Genomic DNA, 17607 nt, shown 5'->3' on the forward strand with positions numbered 1-17607 from the left:
GGCTTGCCTATCTGCCGCGCCTATGGCACATACGCCTCCCATCCCGCCCTGAGAGGCGTCGGCTGCGGTAGCTCAGTGGTAGAGCACTCCCTTGGTAAGGGAGAGGTCGAGAGTTCAATCCTCTCTCGCAGCACCATTCTATCTCCTTGATATCTCTAAAACATCTTGCAAATCAGTCGTTTCCGTCCATTCTGATGTTACAAAGTTGGCGCGGAAATGACTGATAAAACAAGAAATCTGGTCGAGCGGAACGGAAACTTTTGGGCGCGAACAGTCGTCCCGCTCGCCCTTCGTCCTATCGTCGGCAAAACTGAGCTTCGCGCCGCCCTCGGCTAGTTCAATCCATCCTCGACCAAGCCAAAAACCCGAACGCCGATGACTGGGCGATCGGGGCGGTTCGCGTTCTTGGCGAAGACTCGGCGAACTCGACGGTCGCCGAATCTTCGTCACGAACGCTCTCCGCCGTCGAGGCGTCCGAAGTTTCTGGCCAAAGCCTCCGGCCGCGTAAGGCATTGGTTCCGCGCGCAGTTTTTTCAGCTGGGCGTTTTCATCCTCGAGACTTTTCAGTGGGCGGACGTCCGACGCTTCCATCCCGCCATAGCGGGACGGCCATCTGCGTAACATCCTATCGTGGATTCCATGCTTGCGGCGCCCTCCACTACCGCAATTCCCGACTGGCTTTGTCGGCGCCGTGTTGATCTGTTCCCGCTGGACTGGTTCTTCATCTCCATCTCCTTTCGACGGAGTCCAATTCAAACCGAGAGCATTTCAGGGGCCAAGGTCGACGCGCCCCAAATCTTGAATGCCATTCCCCTGCTTGATTTGATTCGAGTCTGCACAGCTGGCGCCGCGCCTTCGGAACATTTGCGCCAGAGCCTGTCAGAACTTCATGGCGATCTTGCCTAGGGCCGCGCGCGGCGCCCCCGGATAGTAGAAGGCGTTGGTCAGAGACGACTGCTGAAAGTAGGAATTATTGATAAATCCGATGTATTGCGCGTTGAGGAGATTGCTGATTGTGAGGCTCGCCTCGAGCGTGGCGGCCGGAAGCTGGAACTGATAGGCGAAGTTGAGGTCAACCGTCGCATAGCCCGAAAGATATTGCGTGCGAGTCGTATCGCCCCAGCGCGAGCCCGTGAAATTGGCGACGGGCGCGAAGGCAAAATTCCCGTAGCGCCATGTGCCGCCAAGCGCCGCGGTCCATTCCGGCACGTCCGGGAGCTGCGTCCCCGTGACATTGGCGCCAGCGTAAGTCGCCGCCGATGCGCCGGCCAGCACCGGCAGATTGGAGACGAAGACGTTCCGGTCATAGGACATGGAGGCGAAAATATCGAGCGTCTCGATCGGCTTCCAGCGACCGAGCAATTGCGCGCCATAGGCGAGCGACTGGCCGACATTCTGGGCATATTGGATGCCGATGCCCGGATCGTAGGTGACGCCTTTGTTGTAGTTGCGCGAAACATAGCCCGTCGGCTCGATCGAGAAGACGCCGAGGCCGGAAACTTCATGGGTCCAGCGCAGGCCTGCGTCGAGCGCCGCCGACGTTTCGAGCTTGATCTGCTGCCACAGCTGATTGGCGGTGATCCCCTTCGCCGCAAAGGCGGCGGCGTTCGTCTGATAGACGGGAAAAGCGTCGTAAGAGGGTCCGCCATAATTGGCGCCGGCGCTCGCCCGCAATTGCAGCTCGCTGGTCAGATCGTAGCTCGCCGCCATGAAGGGCAGGAAAGCGCCTGTGGTGTGGCTTGTTACGCTGTTCGCGGCAATAACTCCTGGCGAAGCCGCAAGCGCCGCGTCATAGGAGAGTCCGCCAACTCCGGCGCCAGAGTAGGCGTTGACGCCGGGCATGTCGTTCCAGACATAGCGGCTGCCGAATTCAAGGCGCAGATCGCCGAGCCGTTTCTCCATCGTCGCGTAGACGCTCTGGAACTGGTTGCGGCTCGTCTCCTGCGCAAGCAACATCCACATCGGGCCGACAAGGGAGCCGCTCGTCGTCGGCGCATAGGTCCGCCACGCCGTCGGCGGCCCCGGCAAGCCGAGCGACGTCCACCAATATCCGAGCTTCATTTCGGTATCTGCGACGCGGCCCTGAATTTCGGCCGTGAGCCCATACCAGTCGTGATCGATGATCCAGTTGCGTATGCGGCCATTGGCGAGAGGGTCCCAGTAATTGCCCTGTTCATTTGTGTAAAACGGCTTCAGCACAATCTTTGCGGAATCCGAGAGCGCATAGGTGAATTCGCCGAGAAGCGCCCAGTCGTTGAAATTCTGGCGGACGTTCTTGTAGTAATTGGCGAGCGCAAAAGGGCTCGTCGAATAGCCGAAATAATTGTTGGCCCCGAGATTTTTGACCTGAGCATAGGTCAGCGCCGGCAGCGTATTCTGACGCATGCTGTTGTAGGAGAAGAAAAGCTTGGCGTCGAAGGCCTCGATTTGTGTATGGAGGCCCGCCGCGACATTGAAATTATTGTCGGCCGCCTTGCCGGGGCTACGCCAGTTGTCGGCGTCCGTCCAGGATCCTGAAACAAAGGCGTTGGTCGTGCCGTTGAACAACAGACCCGTATCGACGCGGGAGAAGCTGCGCAGGAAATTATAGGAGCCAAAGCCTTGCGAGAATTCCGCGCCGGGCTTTGTTTCGGGCCAGCGCAGCAGCGAATTGACGACGCCGGCGTTAGTGAAGAAGGAATTGACGTCGGATGCGACCGGTCCCTGATAGAGTTCGATCGCCTTGATGTTTTCGGTCGCGAACAGCCATTGCGCTCCCGCCCCGGGGTTGACGCCGGCGAGCGGAACGCCATCGAAAGTGATGTTGCTCGAGCCATGTTGCGGCAGTTCGCCGCGCACCCGAAACCCCTTGTTGCCGCCCGGAATATTGGAAAGGCCATAAGGGTCGAGAGCCGGCGCGTCGACCGAGGGCAGGATCGAAACCGCGCGATAGGGGTTGGCCGCCCCGCCCGGATTGAGGATGTCGATGATGGTCGGACCGACTTCATAAACCGTCGCCGGCGTGTTCTTCGCCGCCACCGTGTCCGGCGTTTGCGCGCTCAAGGCCTCGACATTGACGGTCGATAAAACGACAGCCTGATCGGGATTGGCCGATTGCGCGTGGGCCTCGAGCGCGAGGCAAGAAACCGCAGAGGAGAGGATAAGAAGCGCTTTACGAGATTTTTGCGAACTGCCCATCTTTTCGACCTTCGACGTCGGGACAAAAGGCGAGCGTCATGCGGTCCGCTCCGATGCGTCCGCGATTCAGCTTGCCCGTCGTGGATTGCTATATATATTAATATACAGCACGGCTCGCGCTGAGAGCAAAACGATTTGACCGCTCCCGCGCCCTTCAAGCGTAAGTGTTGCATTATAGTCGCAGTTTTTGATCTGCTCCTCTTGAAGCGGCCCATTGCTTTTGCAGGCTTAAAGCCGGCTTCAGGCTCGAAGGAACGATAAGACGATGGCCATCTTCAGAGGCTCCCGCAAAGCCTGGTTCGCGCTCGAAGCGGCGCTTCTGGCGGCGTTTTTTGCAGCGCCGGCTACGGCGCGCGAAATCGTCGACATGACCGGCCGGCGCGTCGTCCTGCCGGAACGGGTCGAGCGCGTCTATGCAACCGCCCCGCCGGTTGCGCTCGTCGTCTATGCGGTCGATCCCAAGACGCTGCTCGGCTGGAATTTTCCGCCCTATCTGCCGCGCCCGGGCGATAGAGCGCGATTCATAGCGCCGGACGCGCGCGACCTTCCAGTGCTCGGCAATATGATGGGACATGGCCAGCAGACCGGCCTTGAGGCGCTGCTCGCGCTAAAGCCCGACGTCGTCGTCGCCTGGGCCAACACGTTCCTTGAAGGCGCGCCGCTCGAAAAGCGCTTCGCCGAGGCGGGCGTGCCGCTCGTCCTCATGAAGATCGATACACTCGCCGACTATCCGAAGGCCTTCGCCCTGATGGGCGAGATCCTGAGCGCGCCGACGCGCGCCGGCGCGCTCGCGGGTTATGTGAGCGCGGCGCTCGCCCGGCTCGACGCCCATGTCGCAGCGCTGAAGCCGCCGCGGGTCAAGGTCTATTACGCCGAATCGCCGGACGGTCTTGCGACCGATTGCGACTTGTCGATCCATGCCGAGGCGATCAGGCGTGCCGGTGGCGACAATGTCTACCACTGCAAACAGGCCGAACTGGTCGGGCTTGAACATGTCAGCCTGGAGGAGATCATCTCCTGGGCGCCGGACGTCATCGTCACGGCGGAAGAGGCGTTCGCCGGACGCGCGGCGGCCGACCCGCGCTGGCGCGCCGTGAAAGCGGCGGGTGATGGCGGGATCGTGCGCATTCCCCGCCTGCCGTTCAACTGGATCGACCGGCCTCCGGGCTATATGCAGGCGCTCGGCGCGCAATTTCTGGCGCACCGCTTTTACCCCGACGCCTTCCCGCTCGACGTCCGTGATGAAACGAAGAAATTCTACAGGCTTTTTTTCAATGTCGATCTTGACGACGCCGATCTCGACCGGTTGTTGAATTAGCCTGCCATGCGCATGGCGCGGGAAGGAGCGAGGTGTCAGACATTTCCGCAGGCATAAGGCTCGCAAAAGCGTGGTCGCTCGCGTCGGGGAGCCTGTTTGCCGCCACTCTCATCGGCGCAGTCGCGCTGGCGGCCTCGGGCGCCCTCGCCATCGGCCGCGCCCCTGTCGGCCTGATGGACGTCGGCCGCCTTGTTCTCGCCTCCGCGGGCCTCATTCACCTGCCTGCGGCTGACTATGATTTTCTCTACAATGTGATCGTTCAGATCCGGCTGCCGCGCATCCTGGCCGCCTGTCTGATCGGCGCGGCCCTCGCCGCATCCGGGGGCGCCTATCAGGCGGCGTTTCGCAACCCTCTCGTCTCCCCCGACATTCTGGGCGTTTTGAGCGGGGCGGCGTTCGGGGCGGTGGCGGGTCTGTTGCTTGGCGGCGACTGGCTGACCCTCCAGATCGCCGGATTCGCCGGCGGCCTCGCGGCGGCCGCGCTCGGCGTCGGCATCGCCAATCTGGCCGGCCCGGCGTCAACGATCATGTTGGTTCTCGGCGGATTGATCAGCGGCGCCCTGTTCACGGCGCTGCTGACGATCGTCAAATTTGTGGCCGACCCGTATAATCAGCTGCCGGTAATCATCTACTGGCTGATGGGGAGCCTCGCCTCGGCCGATCTGGCGCAGCTCGCCCTCGTCGCGCCGCCGATGGCGCTTGGCCTCGCCGTGCTGACCGCCTGCGGGCGAGGTCTCGACGCGCTCTCAATGGGGGATGACGAAGCCAGGACGCTGGGCGTTCCAGTCGGTCTGTTGCGCTACGGCGTCATCGCCGCGGCGACGCTCATCTGCGCGCTCGCCGTCTCGACCGCTGGAATGATCGGCTGGATCGGCCTGCTCGTCCCCCATCTGGCGCGTCTCGTCGTCGGCCCGGCGAATGGTCGCCTGATGCCGGCGAGCGCTGCTTTGGGCGCGATCTTCCTGCTCGCCGCCGACGCTGTTTCGCGCTCGGTCGGACGCATCGAGATTCCGATCGGCATCCTGACCGAGCTTCTTGGCATTCCGGCCTTCCTGCTCTTGCTTTCGCGCGCCCGCAAGAGCTGGCTTTGAGCGTCGAGGCAATGACGCCGCCGTTTCTGCAATTGCGCGGCGTCGCCTTTTCCTATCGCGGGCACGCTATCCTCAAGGGCCTCAGCCTGGACGTCGGCCGCTCGGAGATCGTCGCATTGCTCGGCGGCAACGGCGCCGGCAAGAGCACTTTGCTGCGGCTGGCGCTCGGCCTGCTCTCGCCCGCTAGCGGCGAGATTTTTCTCGACGGCCGCGCGATCTCTGGACTGACGCGGCGGGAGATCGCGCGCCGTCTCGCCTATGTGCCACAGGCTCACGTTGCGCCATTTCCCTATGAGGCGCGCGACGTCGTGATGCTCGGACGCCTCGCCGAAAACGGCCTGTTCCGGGCGCCGGGCGCGTCTGATCACGCCTGCGTCGCCGCGGCGTTTGAGAGACTCGGCGTCGGCCATCTGGCGCGGCGGCGCTACACCGAGCTTTCAGGCGGCGAGCGGCAGATGGTGCTGATCGCCCGCGCGCTTGCGCAGGGCGCGCCCATGCTCGTGCTCGACGAGCCGGCCGCAGCGCTCGACTTTGGCCGTCAGATCGAGCTGCTACGGCAGCTGCAGCAGCTCGCCGCCGATGGCTATGGCGTGTTAATGACGACGCATCACCCAGACCACGCGCTCGCCTCCGCGACGCGCGTCGTCCTGTTGAAGGACGGCGTCGTTCTGCGGCAGGGCCGGCCGGCGGAAACGCTGACGCCAAAATCGATCTTCGATCTCTACGGGGTGAGAGTCGCGGCGTCGGCGCTTCCCGGCCTGTTCGTCGCGGCCGGCGGCCTCCAGCGGCCGACATAGAACCCGGCGGCGAAGGCCGCAACCGGAACTGCAGCCCACCGGAGTCCGTCCGCTTGTGGCAATGGCATGCCGCGTTATCCTCCTAACGGTCGAGGGTTCGCTGCCCTGGAGACCGTAGCGGGCTTTTTCCTGCGCCGCCTCCTGCAGGCGATCCGCGCCAATTGGCCACGCACTGAAATCCTCCTGCGCGGGAGCAAGGCGGAGCGCCTGGACCCGCCGAAGAACGTGAGCGCCGGATCCGCGGCCCCTCTAGGCCAGAGGCCGCGCCCCTGCCCTATTGGCTGAGAGTTGGCGTCCTGCGATGCATCGTGGCGCTTTCATAGTCGTAGGCGAAGGACAACAGCCTCGCCTCGCTCCACATCGGTCCGATAAAGATCAGACCAAAGGGCGCCCCGGAGGCGTAATAGCCGGCGGGAACGGTAACGCCGGGCAGACCGGCGATGTTGATCTCGCAGACCGAGGTTTCGTGCAGCGTCTCAGGGCCAATGAGAGGCGGCAGTTCGTCGCGCATTTGCGGAAACACGAGGCCATCAAGCTTTTCACGGGCCATGACGTCATTGAAGATGGAGAGATACGCTTCCTTGGCTGTGATGAAATCGGAAAGGTCCGGCGGCGCCAGAGGATCGGCAAGGCCCGCGGCGAGCTGCCGCTGATCCTTCATATAGAACAGCACGCCTGTTGGCGCGAATGGATCTTCGCTCGCGACGGCCTTGACGAAGGCCTCGAACGATGGGATCGCCACATCTGGTCCCATGCGTTTGAGGTACCGGTCCATATCGTAGGGTATGGATTCCATGCCGGTCGGATCGAAATGATCGGTGCCTTTGGCGGGGCGGCCGATGTCGGCGAAGCCGGTTCCCTTGAAGGGGTCCGAGACCAGCGTCGCGCCGCGACGTTCGAGTTCGCCGATCGCCCGCTGATAGAGCGCAGCAGCTTCCGCCGAGAGCGGGCGATCGCGCCAGCCGGGGCCGTAAAGCCCAAGGCGCTTGCCTTGCAATGAATTCGCATCGAGACCAGCGGCATAGCCGCCCTTCGGCCTTTGCCCGATTCCGGCAACCGTCTTCGGGTCTTCGGCGGTGAACCCAGCCAAAATGTCGAGCGTCAGGGCGGCGTCGCGCACGCAACGGGCGATTGGCCCCACGACGTCGCGCGTGCTGCCGGCGAGCGGCATGACGCCCGCATTCGGAACGAGGGCGAAGGTGGGTTTGATCCCCACGAGATCCTGAGCCGAGGCTGGATTTTGGATCGAGCCGCCTGTTTCCTCGGCGAGGCCCAGGACGGCGAGACTGCCAGCCACCGCGGTCGCCGTCCCGGCGCTGCTGCCGCCCGGCAGGCGGCCTGGATCAACCGCGTTGAGAGTTACGCCAGCCCAACTGTCGCTGGCGTGGCTTCCGGTCGCGCTCAACACCGGAACGTTGGTCTTGCCAAGAATGATGGCGCCCGCCGCCCGCATCCGGGCCACAACCGGCGAGTCCGTCGCTGGGATGAGGTCGATCCCACCGGCCCGCTCGCTCAGCAGCCGCCAGCCGCCAGTGCTCGGGAGGCCGGCCATGTCCATCGTATCCTTGACCACAACGGGGACGCCGGCGAGAGGCCCGAGCTTTTCGCCCGCCGCGCGGCGCCTGTCGATGGCGCGCGCATCGCTCAATGCGTCAGGGTTCATCGTGATCAATGCGACGTAGCGCGGATTGTAGAGCGCGATGCGGTCGAGATAGGCCTGCGTCAAAGCCTCCGAGGTGAGGCTGCCGTCCGAAAAAGCCGCCTGAACATCGGCGACGGTCATTTCTACGGGATCGATCGCGGATTCATTCTTAAGGGCTGAGGCATCTGATGTCACGGCGACTCCAATCAGTTGATGAATGTGAGAAAGACGTCCAAATTTCGGCGCTAAATGACAGCCAGCATCGCTAGCTCGTCGAGGCATGGTGAGATCAGGGCGGCATTGCGCCTCCCGACGACCAGGGCGATCGTTCCGCGCTGGCGCCGCCGCTCTTTGGGACGGCCCCAGATCCTACCTCACAAGGATGATTTCACCTCGGCGCGCAGCGGACGGCGACGGCCAGGACTCGAGCCCCGGCCGCCGCGCGAAAGCTGCTATTGATAGCCCTTGGGGAACGGGTTCGGCTCGATCAAATCCGTGGTGTAAATGATCTCGAACTGTCCATCCGGCAGCGCCCTGGCGACGCGGGCCTTCGACCACAGATGATGGTTCGGGTGAATGCGGACCAGCCCCTCGGGGGCGTCCGGGAATTCGAGCCCTGGCGAGGCCGCCACCACCTTATCCACGTCGAAGCTGTTGGCTTTTTCGACGGCCAGTTTCCACAGATATGGCATCAGGTAGGCGGCCTGCTGCGGATCGCCGATCACGGCGTCCGGTCCCCACATTTTCTTGTAGGCCGCGACGAATGCCTTGTTGGCGGGCGTATCGATCGACTGGAAATATTTCATGCACGAATAAGCGCCGGTGATATTTTCGGCGCCGATGCCCTTGATTTCGTCCTCCGTCACGGCGATCGTCATCAGCGTCTGTTTGCTGAAGTCGACGCCGGCCGCCTTCAATTGCTTGAACAGCGCGACGTTGGATCCGCCGACCACGGTCACATAGATCACATCCGGCTTCTTCAGCTTGATTTTGTTGATGACCGAATTGAACTGCGTGTTTCCGAGTGGAAAATAATCCTCGCCGACGATTTCCTTTTTCAGCACGTTCTCAATGTGCTTACGCGCGATCTTGTTGACGGTGCGCGGCCAGATGTAGTCCGAGCCAATAAAATAATAGCTCTTCGCGCCCTTGGTTTTGTCCAGCCAGTTCAAGCTGGAAAGAACCTGCTGCGTCGCCTCCTGCCCCGTGTAGATGACGTTCTTCGATTGCTCGAGCCCTTCATAAAACGTCGGATAATAGAGCAGGCCGTCATATTGCTCGAAGACCGGCAGCACCGCCTTGCGCGACGCCGAGGTAAAGCAGCCGCAGACCATCGCGCATTTGTCGTTTTGGAGCAGCTTCCTTCCCTTCTCGGCGAAGGTCGGCCAGTCGCTCGCTCCATCTTCCACGATGAGCTTGATCTGGCGTCCAAGAACGCCGCCTTTGGCGTTGATCTCGGCGACGGCGAGCTTCTCAGCCTCGACCGCGCCGGTTTCCGAAATCGCCATCGTCCCGGTCAAGGAATGCAGAATGCCGATCGTGACGCTATCGTCAGTGACCGCCAGACCGGTGGTGTTGACGGCGCTGGTTTCCGCGGCGCCAAAGGCTTTCGGCGCAATCAGGCCAAACATTGGAAGAGCCGCCATGCCCTTCAGGATCTGACGGCGCTGGGCGAACTTCGGGTCATTGTTTGCCCCGGACTTTTTCTCAGACAAGATAGACCTCGACATATATGGTTACGTGGGCCGCGAGAACGATCGCGGGCGCTTGACGTCGTTCGAAACACAAGCACATTCCGTGCCTGGCTCCATTACCTCTGAGTGTTTTAAGTGACGACCATCGCCAAACTCGACGCGGGCCTTCGTCGATAACCGTTCGGGCGGCATTGACGCGTGAAGCGCAAGCATCCAGCGAAGAGCAGATCGTCATCATATTGCAAGGAGCACGAGGCCGGTGTTCCGGTGGCCGATCTGTGCCGCAAGCACAGCGTCATGGACGCCGCCGCGGCCAAGCGGCTGTGAAGAGGCTTGAGGACGATAATGCGCGCCCGAAGCGGCTCCTGGCGGATGCGACGCCTATGCCCCATATTCGCGTTCAGGCGCGGGAAATCCGCAGGAGGCGCCGTCGGTCACGCGCACCTCTTTTTCCCATGGCAAGCGATATTCGCCGCGCACCATATCATGCATGAATGTGTATGGGCAGTCCTGCGCACCGCCCTTCACCGCGACGTAGCCGCGATGCCCCAATTGATAGATATTGTTCTCGACGCCCCAGTTGACGCGCGCCTCGCGAACGAGGTCTGGCCGCATTTCGCAGGTGATGATCTCGTCGGGGCGATGACTGCCTTCGACCATCACTGTGCCATCGAAGTCGCAGAACATGCCTTCGCCCATCGAGTCGAAGGCGCCGTCGGAGCCGCACAGACAGACGCTCGCGGTTTGCGCAAGATTTTGAAACGCGTTCGATTGATTGGTGATTTTCCACGCGTGCCGGATCGGCGCGGTGTAGCCCGCCGTACGGATAATGACTTCGGCGCCTTTGTATGCCGCTTCGCGAGCCATTTCCGGAAACATGCCGTCGTGACAAATGATCAGCGACAGCATGGCGCCCTTGGGACCGACGCAGACCGGCACGCCGATGTCGCCAGGCTCCCAGGGCTCGACCGGCACCCAGGGGTGAAGTTTGCGATAGTAGAGCTTGATCTCGCCATGGTCGTCGATGATGAGGCCGCTGTTGTACGGATTGCCGCGCGGATTGCGCTCCATGATCGAGAAGCAGCCCCAGATCCGGTGCTCGACGCATGCCGATTTGAAAGCGGCGACCTCGGGGCCTTCGAGCTCACACATGATGGCGTCGTCAATGCTCATTGAGAGGCCGTGCAGCGAATATTCGGGGAACACGACGAGATCCATCGCCGGGTTATTGCGCCGCGCCTTGCCGACCATCTCGACGATCCTCGCCGTCTGCGCAGCGAGTTCGCTCGTCGTCGCCACATTCGGATTCTGCAACTGAACGAGACCAATGACGATGCCGTGAGGCGACTTGTTCAGACCGCCCAATCCGCTGGTGCTCATTAGATCATCTCCTGCAAGGATGCGTATGTTCTGGTCCCGAGCGAACGCGTCAAGGCGTCTCGCCGCGCAGTAACGAAGCTCTGTGCGGTCGAGCGCCAGCGGGCGTTATGCCTGCACGGACGCTCTGCTGGAACTTCGTCGTCCGCGTTTCAGAGATAGGCTTTCGGGAACATCATGTGGATGCCCTTGTTGCCATCAACAAGCTGCGTCACGCGCAGATTGCCCGCCAGCGAGCAAAGCATATAAGCTTGATTGCGGGTCAGATTCGTGCGGGCGCAAATATGGCTGACCATCTCGCGCACCGCCTGTTTGGCGGCGTCGTCCAGATCCTCGTCAAGGCCGATCGACATCAGATGGGTGGCGCTTTCCGCGAAAGGCCATGCGAGCTTCATGTCCTTGCGGACGGTGAGGCGAAAACTGCCGGTGACGCCGGTCTCGAGCGCGGTGATGCAAACCTCGCCGTCGCCCTGCACGCCATGCCCGTCGCCAGCAAAAAACAACGCGCCCTCGTTGAAGACAGGAAGATAGAGTGTGGTCCCAGGCCGCAGCTCCTTGTTGTCCATGTTGCCGCCAAAACTGCGCGGCACAGGCGAGCCGCAGCGGCCCCAGGCCGCCGGCGGCGCCGTGGCGATGATGCCGAAGAACGGCTCAAGCGGGATTTCCGCGCCCCACGGCATGACGCATAGGTTGCGAGCATGATCGACGACCGGGTGGATCGTCTCATAATCAGTGAATTCGTCGGGCAAAGTTCCGAGCAGAGGCAGGATCGATACGAAGCCCCAGTCCTGGCGCACTTTGACGTCGAGAATGTCGACCTGAAGCACGTCTCCGTGCTCGGCGCCCTTGACGTAGACCGGCCCGGTGATGAAATGGGGACCCGGCCCCTGCACAAGCGTATCGAGCGCATCGAGGTACTCGGGCGGCACAAGGCTCCGATCCTCCGGCAGGCATTCCTTGCCGCCGGCCGGGAAGGAATGAAGCGTCACCACATCGCCCGAGGCGATTTCCAACACCGGCTTCGTGGCGCTGTCCAAATAGCCCCACACCATGTTTTCGGGCGTTGCGGGAATTTCGTGGCGTCGAGACATAAAAGGCTCCGTTACTCTCAGGTTTTTCGATGTCAGACGGCAATGTGCCGCGTGAGTTGTTCGCGGCTGATCGCCTCCGCGCGGCCGGCCTCGATCACGGTCCCGCGGGACAGGACCACGATGCTGTCAGCAAGGCTGATCGCAAAATCGAGGTATTGCTCCACGAGCAACAGGGAGATCCTGCCTTTGAGGGCGCCGAGCACATCCTTGATCGCCGTCACAATGTTGGGCTGAATGCCCTCGGTCGGCTCGTCCAGGATCAGCAGCGACGGCCTGGTCATGAGCGCGCGGGCGATCGCAAGCTGTTGCTGTTGTCCGCCGGAGAGCGCGCCGCCAGGCCGCCGCCACATCTGCCTCAGCGCGGGGAACAGGGCGAGGGTTTCATCCATAAGACCTGTCCCGAACGTCCCATGCGCGCGGGCGGCCGCCTCGACATTTTCCCCGACGGTCAGTTCGGAAAAGATTTCGCGTCCCTGCGGCACATAGGCGATCCCGCAAGCCGAACGCCGATGGGTGGACCAATGCGTGATATCGGCGTCGTCGACCAGAATTCGGCCCTGGGTCGTCGGCAGCACGCCCGTCAGACATTTGAGCAGCGTCGTCTTGCCGGCCCCGTTGCGGCCAAGCACCGCAAGGCACTCGCCCGGCTCGATCTCGAACCCGACGCGCCGCAGAACCTGTGCGCTGCCATAGTGCTGATCGAGGTTTTCAACGCGAAATCGCACGCTCAACGCCCCAGATAGACTTCGACGACGCGCTCATCCGCCCGCACATTAGCCATGGAGCCTTCGAACAGAGTTTTCCCCTCATGCAGAACGGTGACGCGATCGGCGATGCGCTCGACGAAATCCATGTCGTGCTCGACCACCACGATGGCGCGGTCCGGACGCCGCAAGCTGCGCACGAGAGTGGCCGTGCGCTCGGTTTCCTCATCGGTGAGGCCGGCCACCGGTTCGTCGAGCATCAGCACTTTCGGATTTGAGGCCAGCACCATGCCGATTTCGAGCCATTGCTTTTGCCCATGCGCGAGCTCGGACGCGGAACGCTGGGCCACATTTGCAAGGCCGATGGCTTCGAGAATCTCCGTTATGCGTTCGTTGAGGAGGCTTTCGGAGAGCGTGCGGCGATAGCCGGCCTCCGCGCCGATGGCGATATGCTGGCGAACGCTAAGCCCCTCGAAGACGCTTGGCTTCTGGAATTTTCGCCGGACGCCGGCTCGCGCAATCTCCGACTCGCTCGCGCGCGTGATGTCGGTTGAATCGTCGAACAGCACCGCGCCTTGCTTCGGCCGCGTGATGCCGGAGATGACGTCGAGCAGGGTCGTCTTGCCGGCGCCGTTCGGTCCGATGATCGCGCGAACCTCGCCGTAATCGATGGCGAGCGACAGCGCGTCGATGGCGCGGAAGCTGCCGAACTCCACGGTGACGGCGTCAATGAGAAGCGCGGCGCCGGACATCAGAACAGTTCCCGCGCGCCGGCCGCCATCCGCTTCGGTCCCATCGGGCGCACGAGCCTCATCTTGGCAAGATCGACGAGACCGTTCGGAAAGACCAGCACCACCAGAACGATGAGCGCCGACAGGATGAAGGGCCACAGTTCCGGCGCCGCGGTCGAAAGCCAGAATTTCAAGGCATTGACGAGGAGCGCGCCGATCACCGCGCCGATCAGATGCCCGCGCCCGCCTATCGCGACCCAGACGGCGATTTCAAGAGAGAGGTCCGGCGCGAGGAGGCGCGGATTGATGATGCCGACCTGCGGCACGTATAGAATGCCGGCCAGGGCGGCGATGAGCGCAGCGAGACACCACACCGCCAGCTTCAGACGAAGCGTGTCGTAGCCAAGGGTGCGCAGCCGGACTTCATCGTCGCGCGCCGCCAGCATGAGCGCGCCGAAACGGCTGCCAAGCAACATGCGGCAGCCGAGCAGCGTCATTCCGAGCGCCAGAACGGAGACGATCGACATTGCGATAACGACGCCATTTGCGCCAATCGGCCAGCCGAAAATGACCGAAAAGCCAGTCATTCCATTGTTGCCGCCAAAGCCCGTATCGTTGCGGAACATCAGCAGCATCGCGACATAGACGAGCGCCTGCGTAATGATGGCGAAATAGACGCCGCCGACGCGAGACCGGAAGGACATATAGCCGAACGCGCCGGCGATCAGCAGCGTCACGACCGCCGCCGCAAGCAGCGCGTAAGGGAAGAACCCGAAGCCCGCCCAGTAGAACGGCAATTCCTTCCAACCCATGAACTGCATAAAGTCGGGCGTCTTGCCGGTGACCTCGAACGAATGTTTCAGAAGATACATAGCGACCGCGTAGCCGCCGACGCCAAAGAACAGGCCTTGCCCGAGCGACAATATGCCGAGATAGCCCCAGATGAGGTCAAGCGAGAGGGCAAGCACCGCGAAGGATGCGAGCTGGCCGATCGCATTCGCCATGTAGGCGGAAACGCCGACAGAGCTCACAGCCGAGATGACGAGCAGGATCGCAACCGCCACGATGAACGCAAGCAGCAAGAGAAGCGGCCGATCCGACGTCCAGGGTTTCATTTGCGGCGCCCCTTGATGGCGAAGAGACCTTCAGGGCGCCATTGCAGGAAGCCGATGATCATCAACAACACGATGACCTTGGCGGCGACGGCGCCCCAAAGCGGCTCGATCAGCACATTGATCTGCCCGATCCCGAGCGCGGCCACGACCGTGCCGGCGATGGCGCCGACGCCGCCAAGCACGACCACCATGAAGCTGTCGATGATGAAATTCTGTCCCATCAGAGGATTGACGCTATAGACCGGCGCCAGCGCGAGGCCCGCAAGGCCGGCCAGGCCCGAGCCGAGGCCAAAGGCCAGCATATCCACCCGCCGCACCGGAATGCCGATGCAACCGGCCATGGTCCGGTTCTGCGTGACCGCGCGAATGTTGAGCCCGAGCGGCGTCAGGCGCACGATCCCCAGGGTCAAGGCCAGCGTCAAAATCGCGAAGACGATGGCGAACATGCGGTTCCACGTGAAGATGAAATCTCCGATAACCGGGACGCCGCCCGTGACATAGAAGGGGGTCACGAATTGCAGGTTTTGCGTGCCGAAGGTGACCCGGACCAGATTGACGAGGAAGAGGCTGACGGCCCAGGTGGCGAGAAGACTCATGAGCGGGCGCCGGTAGAGGTGGCGAAGCAGCGCGGCCTCAATCGCAACGCCAATTGCCGCGGTCGCCAGAAAAGCAACCGGAATGGCCAGGATGAGATAGTAGTCGACGAGGCCGGGCGCGAGGCGCTGTAATGCCTCCTGCACCAGCCAGGTCACATAGGCGCCGATCATGATAAATTCGCCCTGAGCCAGATTGATCACGCCCATCAGGCCGAAGATCACGGCGAGGCCGATCGCCGCCATGAACAGAATGCTGGCAAAGCTCAAGCCATTATAAAGGGTTGCAAGCACATTGCCGATCGCCACGCCGCGTGAGATTTTCGCGGTCGCGGCGTCGACGGCGCGTTTGAACTCCGGATTCGCCGCGTAGGCCGGATCGCTTTTCAGCGCCACTACCTGCGTCAGGGCGCGGCCGTTCGCGTTTCCGGCGATCTGAGCGAGAGCCGCGATCCGCTTTGCCGGATCAACCGAATTCAGAGCCGCCGCTTGCGCGACCGCAACAATCTGCTGTTTCAGCGCAGGATCGGTCTCGGCCTTCGCGGCTCCATCGAAAAGGCTTTCGGGCAAGCTCGCAGCCTTGCGCTCCAGCCTTTGCAGCGCCGCGCTCCGCCGTGTTGCGTCGGGCGTGACGCGCAGGGCGAGGGCCGCCTCGGCAGTCTCGAATACGGCCCTGTTCTTCAGGTTGAGCACGGGCGCATGCGCATCCTCGCCCGGCTCCCGCGGCGCGCGGGTCAGGGCGTCAAGCGATGCGCCGCCGACGGTCACAATGGCTCCGGTGGCGTCGCAGGCGAATTTATGGTCGAGGACGGAGCGGGCTATCGGCGCCGCCCAGTTCCGATCGTCGTCCGAGCCATCCGCCGCCAACCGAACGAGGGCGTTCCCGGCCTCGCCAAGCGTAGCGGCCTCCCCGCAAAGTCCCGCGATCAGGGCGGGCCGCGCCGCATCCGCCGCGTGAAGGGACAGGGACGTCGCCATCGTCGCAGCAAGGCATAAGACAACCAACAAACGCGGCATCGCTATCCCTGGAGGCCGAACGGGACAGGCTTGGGGGTGTTTTTAGACTGCCAGAGCACGTCAAACCCCTGTTGCTCGTTCACTGAGCCGATGAAGACGCCGCGCGACACGTAATTATTCTCAGCCGTCATCGCGATCTTATATCCGGACGGACAATCAAAGCTGAGCCCCGCGAAGGCCTTGCGCACTTCAGGCACGTCGAAGGAGCCGGCCTTGGCGGCGGCCATCGCCCACAAATGCACGGAATCATAAGCGGACACCATCGGGTCAATCGCCACATTGCCTTTGAAGGGCACGCCTTTGGCTTTCACATAATCGGCCCATTGCTTGAGAAAGGCCTTGTTGGCGGCGCCTTTGGCGTTCTGAAGGTAGGCCCAGCAGTTGAGATGGCCGACGAGCGGCTCCGTGTTGAGTCCTTCGAGGTCGGCTTCCACCATATCGAGCCCCAGCACCGGAATGTCGGTCGCCCTGATGCCCTGGTTGGCGAACTCACGCAGAAAATCCGGGATGGACGAGCCAACCACCGTCAGGACGACAATCGGCTTGCCGCCGCCCTGGTCCGCGAAGGCCCGGATTTGATTGACAAGAGTCTGGAAGTTGGAAAATCCGAGCGGGACATACTCTTCCTTCAAGGCGATTTCTGGAATGCCCTTGGACTTCCAGTAACCTTTGAGCAGCTTGTTGATGGTGCGGGGCCAAACGTAATCGGAACCCAGCATGAAGAAGCGCTTGGCGCTCACGCCGTCGTCGCCCATCAAATAATCGACGGCAGGCAGGACGGAACTCGCCGGCGGCGAATTCACGTAGACGACGTTCTTGGAATTCTCCTCGCCTTCGAAATGAAGCGGATAGAACAGCAAGCCGTCCGCCTGCTCGACGACCGGCAACACCGATTTGCGCGACACCGACGTCCAACAACCAAAGAGCGCCGCGACCTTCTCCTGCTCCAGCATCTGCTTGCCGATCTGGGCGTAGAGGGGCCAGTCGGAAGCCGGATCGGATACTGCGACCTCGATCGTTCGGCCGTTCACGCCGCCTTTGGCGTTGATCTCGTCGGCGGCCATGCGGACGACATAGTTCAGCCGCCCCTCAATATTGGCCATGGTGCCGGAGGAGGAGAACAAACAGCCGAGTTTGACGGGGCCGCTTGCCGCGCGCGCGGAGCGGATGATCGCGGGCATACCTATCGGCGTGGCGAGGGCCGCAGTGGCAAGACCGGTCGCCTGAAGGAACGAACGCCGTGAAAACCCGCTCATGGAC

Annotated in this window: 14 protein-coding genes, 1 tRNA gene and 1 pseudogene; 6 read left to right on the forward strand and 10 right to left on the reverse strand. The window is 62.4% G+C overall.

Annotated elements, in window-relative coordinates; all coding sequences use genetic code 11:
* Window positions 1–61 precede the first annotated feature (61 nt).
* Both SIN04_RS11425 and SIN04_RS20265 read left to right on the forward strand, forming a co-directional pair.
* A tRNA-Thr gene (locus tag SIN04_RS11425) sits at window positions 62–136 on the forward strand.
* Between the two features lie 80 nt (window positions 137–216).
* Window positions 217–336, forward strand: coding sequence for a DUF6538 domain-containing protein (locus tag SIN04_RS20265; protein WP_423135974.1), 120 nt, complete (start codon window positions 217–219; stop codon window positions 334–336).
* 543 nt (window positions 337–879) lie between these two features.
* On the opposite strand, the gene SIN04_RS11435 is transcribed toward SIN04_RS20265, so the two are convergent.
* On the reverse strand, window positions 880–3177 hold the full coding sequence (locus SIN04_RS11435) for a TonB-dependent receptor (RefSeq protein ID WP_341263917.1): 2298 nt from the start codon (window positions 3175–3177) through the stop codon (window positions 880–882).
* A 265-nt stretch (window positions 3178–3442) separates the two neighbouring features.
* On the opposite strand from SIN04_RS11435, the gene SIN04_RS11440 reads away from it, so the two are divergent.
* Genes SIN04_RS11440 through SIN04_RS11450 form a run of 3 tightly spaced genes read left to right on the forward strand, consistent with a single transcriptional unit; the run spans window position 3443 to window position 6383 of the window.
* Window positions 3443–4495 (forward strand): ABC transporter substrate-binding protein, encoded by a 1053-nt coding sequence (locus SIN04_RS11440; protein ID WP_341263918.1) that lies wholly within the window; start codon window positions 3443–3445, stop codon window positions 4493–4495.
* 32 nt (window positions 4496–4527) lie between these two features.
* Window positions 4528–5586: an iron ABC transporter permease gene (locus tag SIN04_RS11445; RefSeq protein WP_341263919.1), complete on the forward strand. Its 1059-nt coding sequence runs from the start codon at window positions 4528–4530 to the stop codon at window positions 5584–5586.
* Window positions 5583–6383: an ABC transporter ATP-binding protein gene (locus SIN04_RS11450; protein WP_134489273.1), complete on the forward strand. Its 801-nt coding sequence runs from the start codon at window positions 5583–5585 to the stop codon at window positions 6381–6383. Before SIN04_RS11445 ends, SIN04_RS11450 begins: the two co-directional genes overlap by 4 nt.
* Window positions 6384–6657: 274 nt before the next feature.
* On the opposite strand, the gene SIN04_RS11455 is transcribed toward SIN04_RS11450, so the two are convergent.
* The gene (locus tag SIN04_RS11455; protein WP_244605962.1) at window positions 6658–8166 is read right to left on the reverse strand and encodes an amidase; all 1509 of its coding nucleotides are present in this window, start codon (window positions 8164–8166) and stop codon (window positions 6658–6660) included.
* A 311-nt stretch (window positions 8167–8477) separates the two neighbouring features.
* Window positions 8478–9671, reverse strand: a complete 1194-nt coding sequence (urtA, locus tag SIN04_RS11460; RefSeq protein WP_244605963.1) for an urea ABC transporter substrate-binding protein — start codon at window positions 9669–9671, stop codon at window positions 8478–8480.
* A gap of 239 nt (window positions 9672–9910) precedes the next feature.
* On the opposite strand from urtA, the pseudogene SIN04_RS11465 reads away from it, so the two are divergent.
* A pseudogene (locus tag SIN04_RS11465) lies at window positions 9911–10096 on the forward strand (IS3 family transposase); the annotation flags it as partial.
* Window positions 10097–10100: 4 nt separating this feature from the next.
* Here the strand turns inward: SIN04_RS11465 and SIN04_RS11470 are convergent.
* The 7 genes from SIN04_RS11470 to SIN04_RS11500 all read right to left on the reverse strand — a co-directional run bounded on the left by SIN04_RS11470 (window position 10101) and on the right by SIN04_RS11500 (window position 17603).
* Window positions 10101–11099, reverse strand: coding sequence for a formamidase (locus tag SIN04_RS11470; protein ID WP_134489279.1), 999 nt, complete (start codon window positions 11097–11099; stop codon window positions 10101–10103).
* Window positions 11100–11248: 149 nt separating this feature from the next.
* Window positions 11249–12187, reverse strand: a complete 939-nt coding sequence (locus SIN04_RS11475) for an acetamidase/formamidase family protein (protein WP_174512521.1) — start codon at window positions 12185–12187, stop codon at window positions 11249–11251.
* Between the two features lie 32 nt (window positions 12188–12219).
* Window positions 12220–12912, reverse strand: a complete 693-nt coding sequence (gene urtE, locus SIN04_RS11480) for an urea ABC transporter ATP-binding subunit UrtE (RefSeq protein ID WP_423135975.1) — start codon at window positions 12910–12912, stop codon at window positions 12220–12222.
* Window positions 12913–12914: 2 nt separating this feature from the next.
* The gene (gene urtD, locus SIN04_RS11485) at window positions 12915–13643 is read right to left on the reverse strand and encodes an urea ABC transporter ATP-binding protein UrtD (RefSeq protein ID WP_134489286.1); all 729 of its coding nucleotides are present in this window, start codon (window positions 13641–13643) and stop codon (window positions 12915–12917) included.
* Window positions 13643–14737, reverse strand: coding sequence for an urea ABC transporter permease subunit UrtC (gene urtC / locus SIN04_RS11490; protein ID WP_134489288.1), 1095 nt, complete (start codon window positions 14735–14737; stop codon window positions 13643–13645). The genes urtD and urtC overlap by 1 nt, the downstream gene beginning before the upstream one ends.
* Window positions 14734–16347, reverse strand: a complete 1614-nt coding sequence (urtB, locus tag SIN04_RS11495) for an urea ABC transporter permease subunit UrtB (protein WP_134489290.1) — start codon at window positions 16345–16347, stop codon at window positions 14734–14736. The genes urtC and urtB overlap by 4 nt, the downstream gene beginning before the upstream one ends.
* Window positions 16348–16349: 2 nt before the next feature.
* A complete protein-coding gene (locus SIN04_RS11500) occupies window positions 16350–17603 on the reverse strand; it encodes an urea ABC transporter substrate-binding protein (RefSeq protein ID WP_341263921.1) in 1254 nt (417 codons plus the stop codon).
* Window positions 17604–17607: the final 4 nt, after the last annotated feature.

It is taken from the genome of Methylocella tundrae, from assembly GCF_038024855.1.
GTDB lineage: Bacteria > Pseudomonadota > Alphaproteobacteria > Rhizobiales > Beijerinckiaceae > Methylocapsa > Methylocapsa tundrae.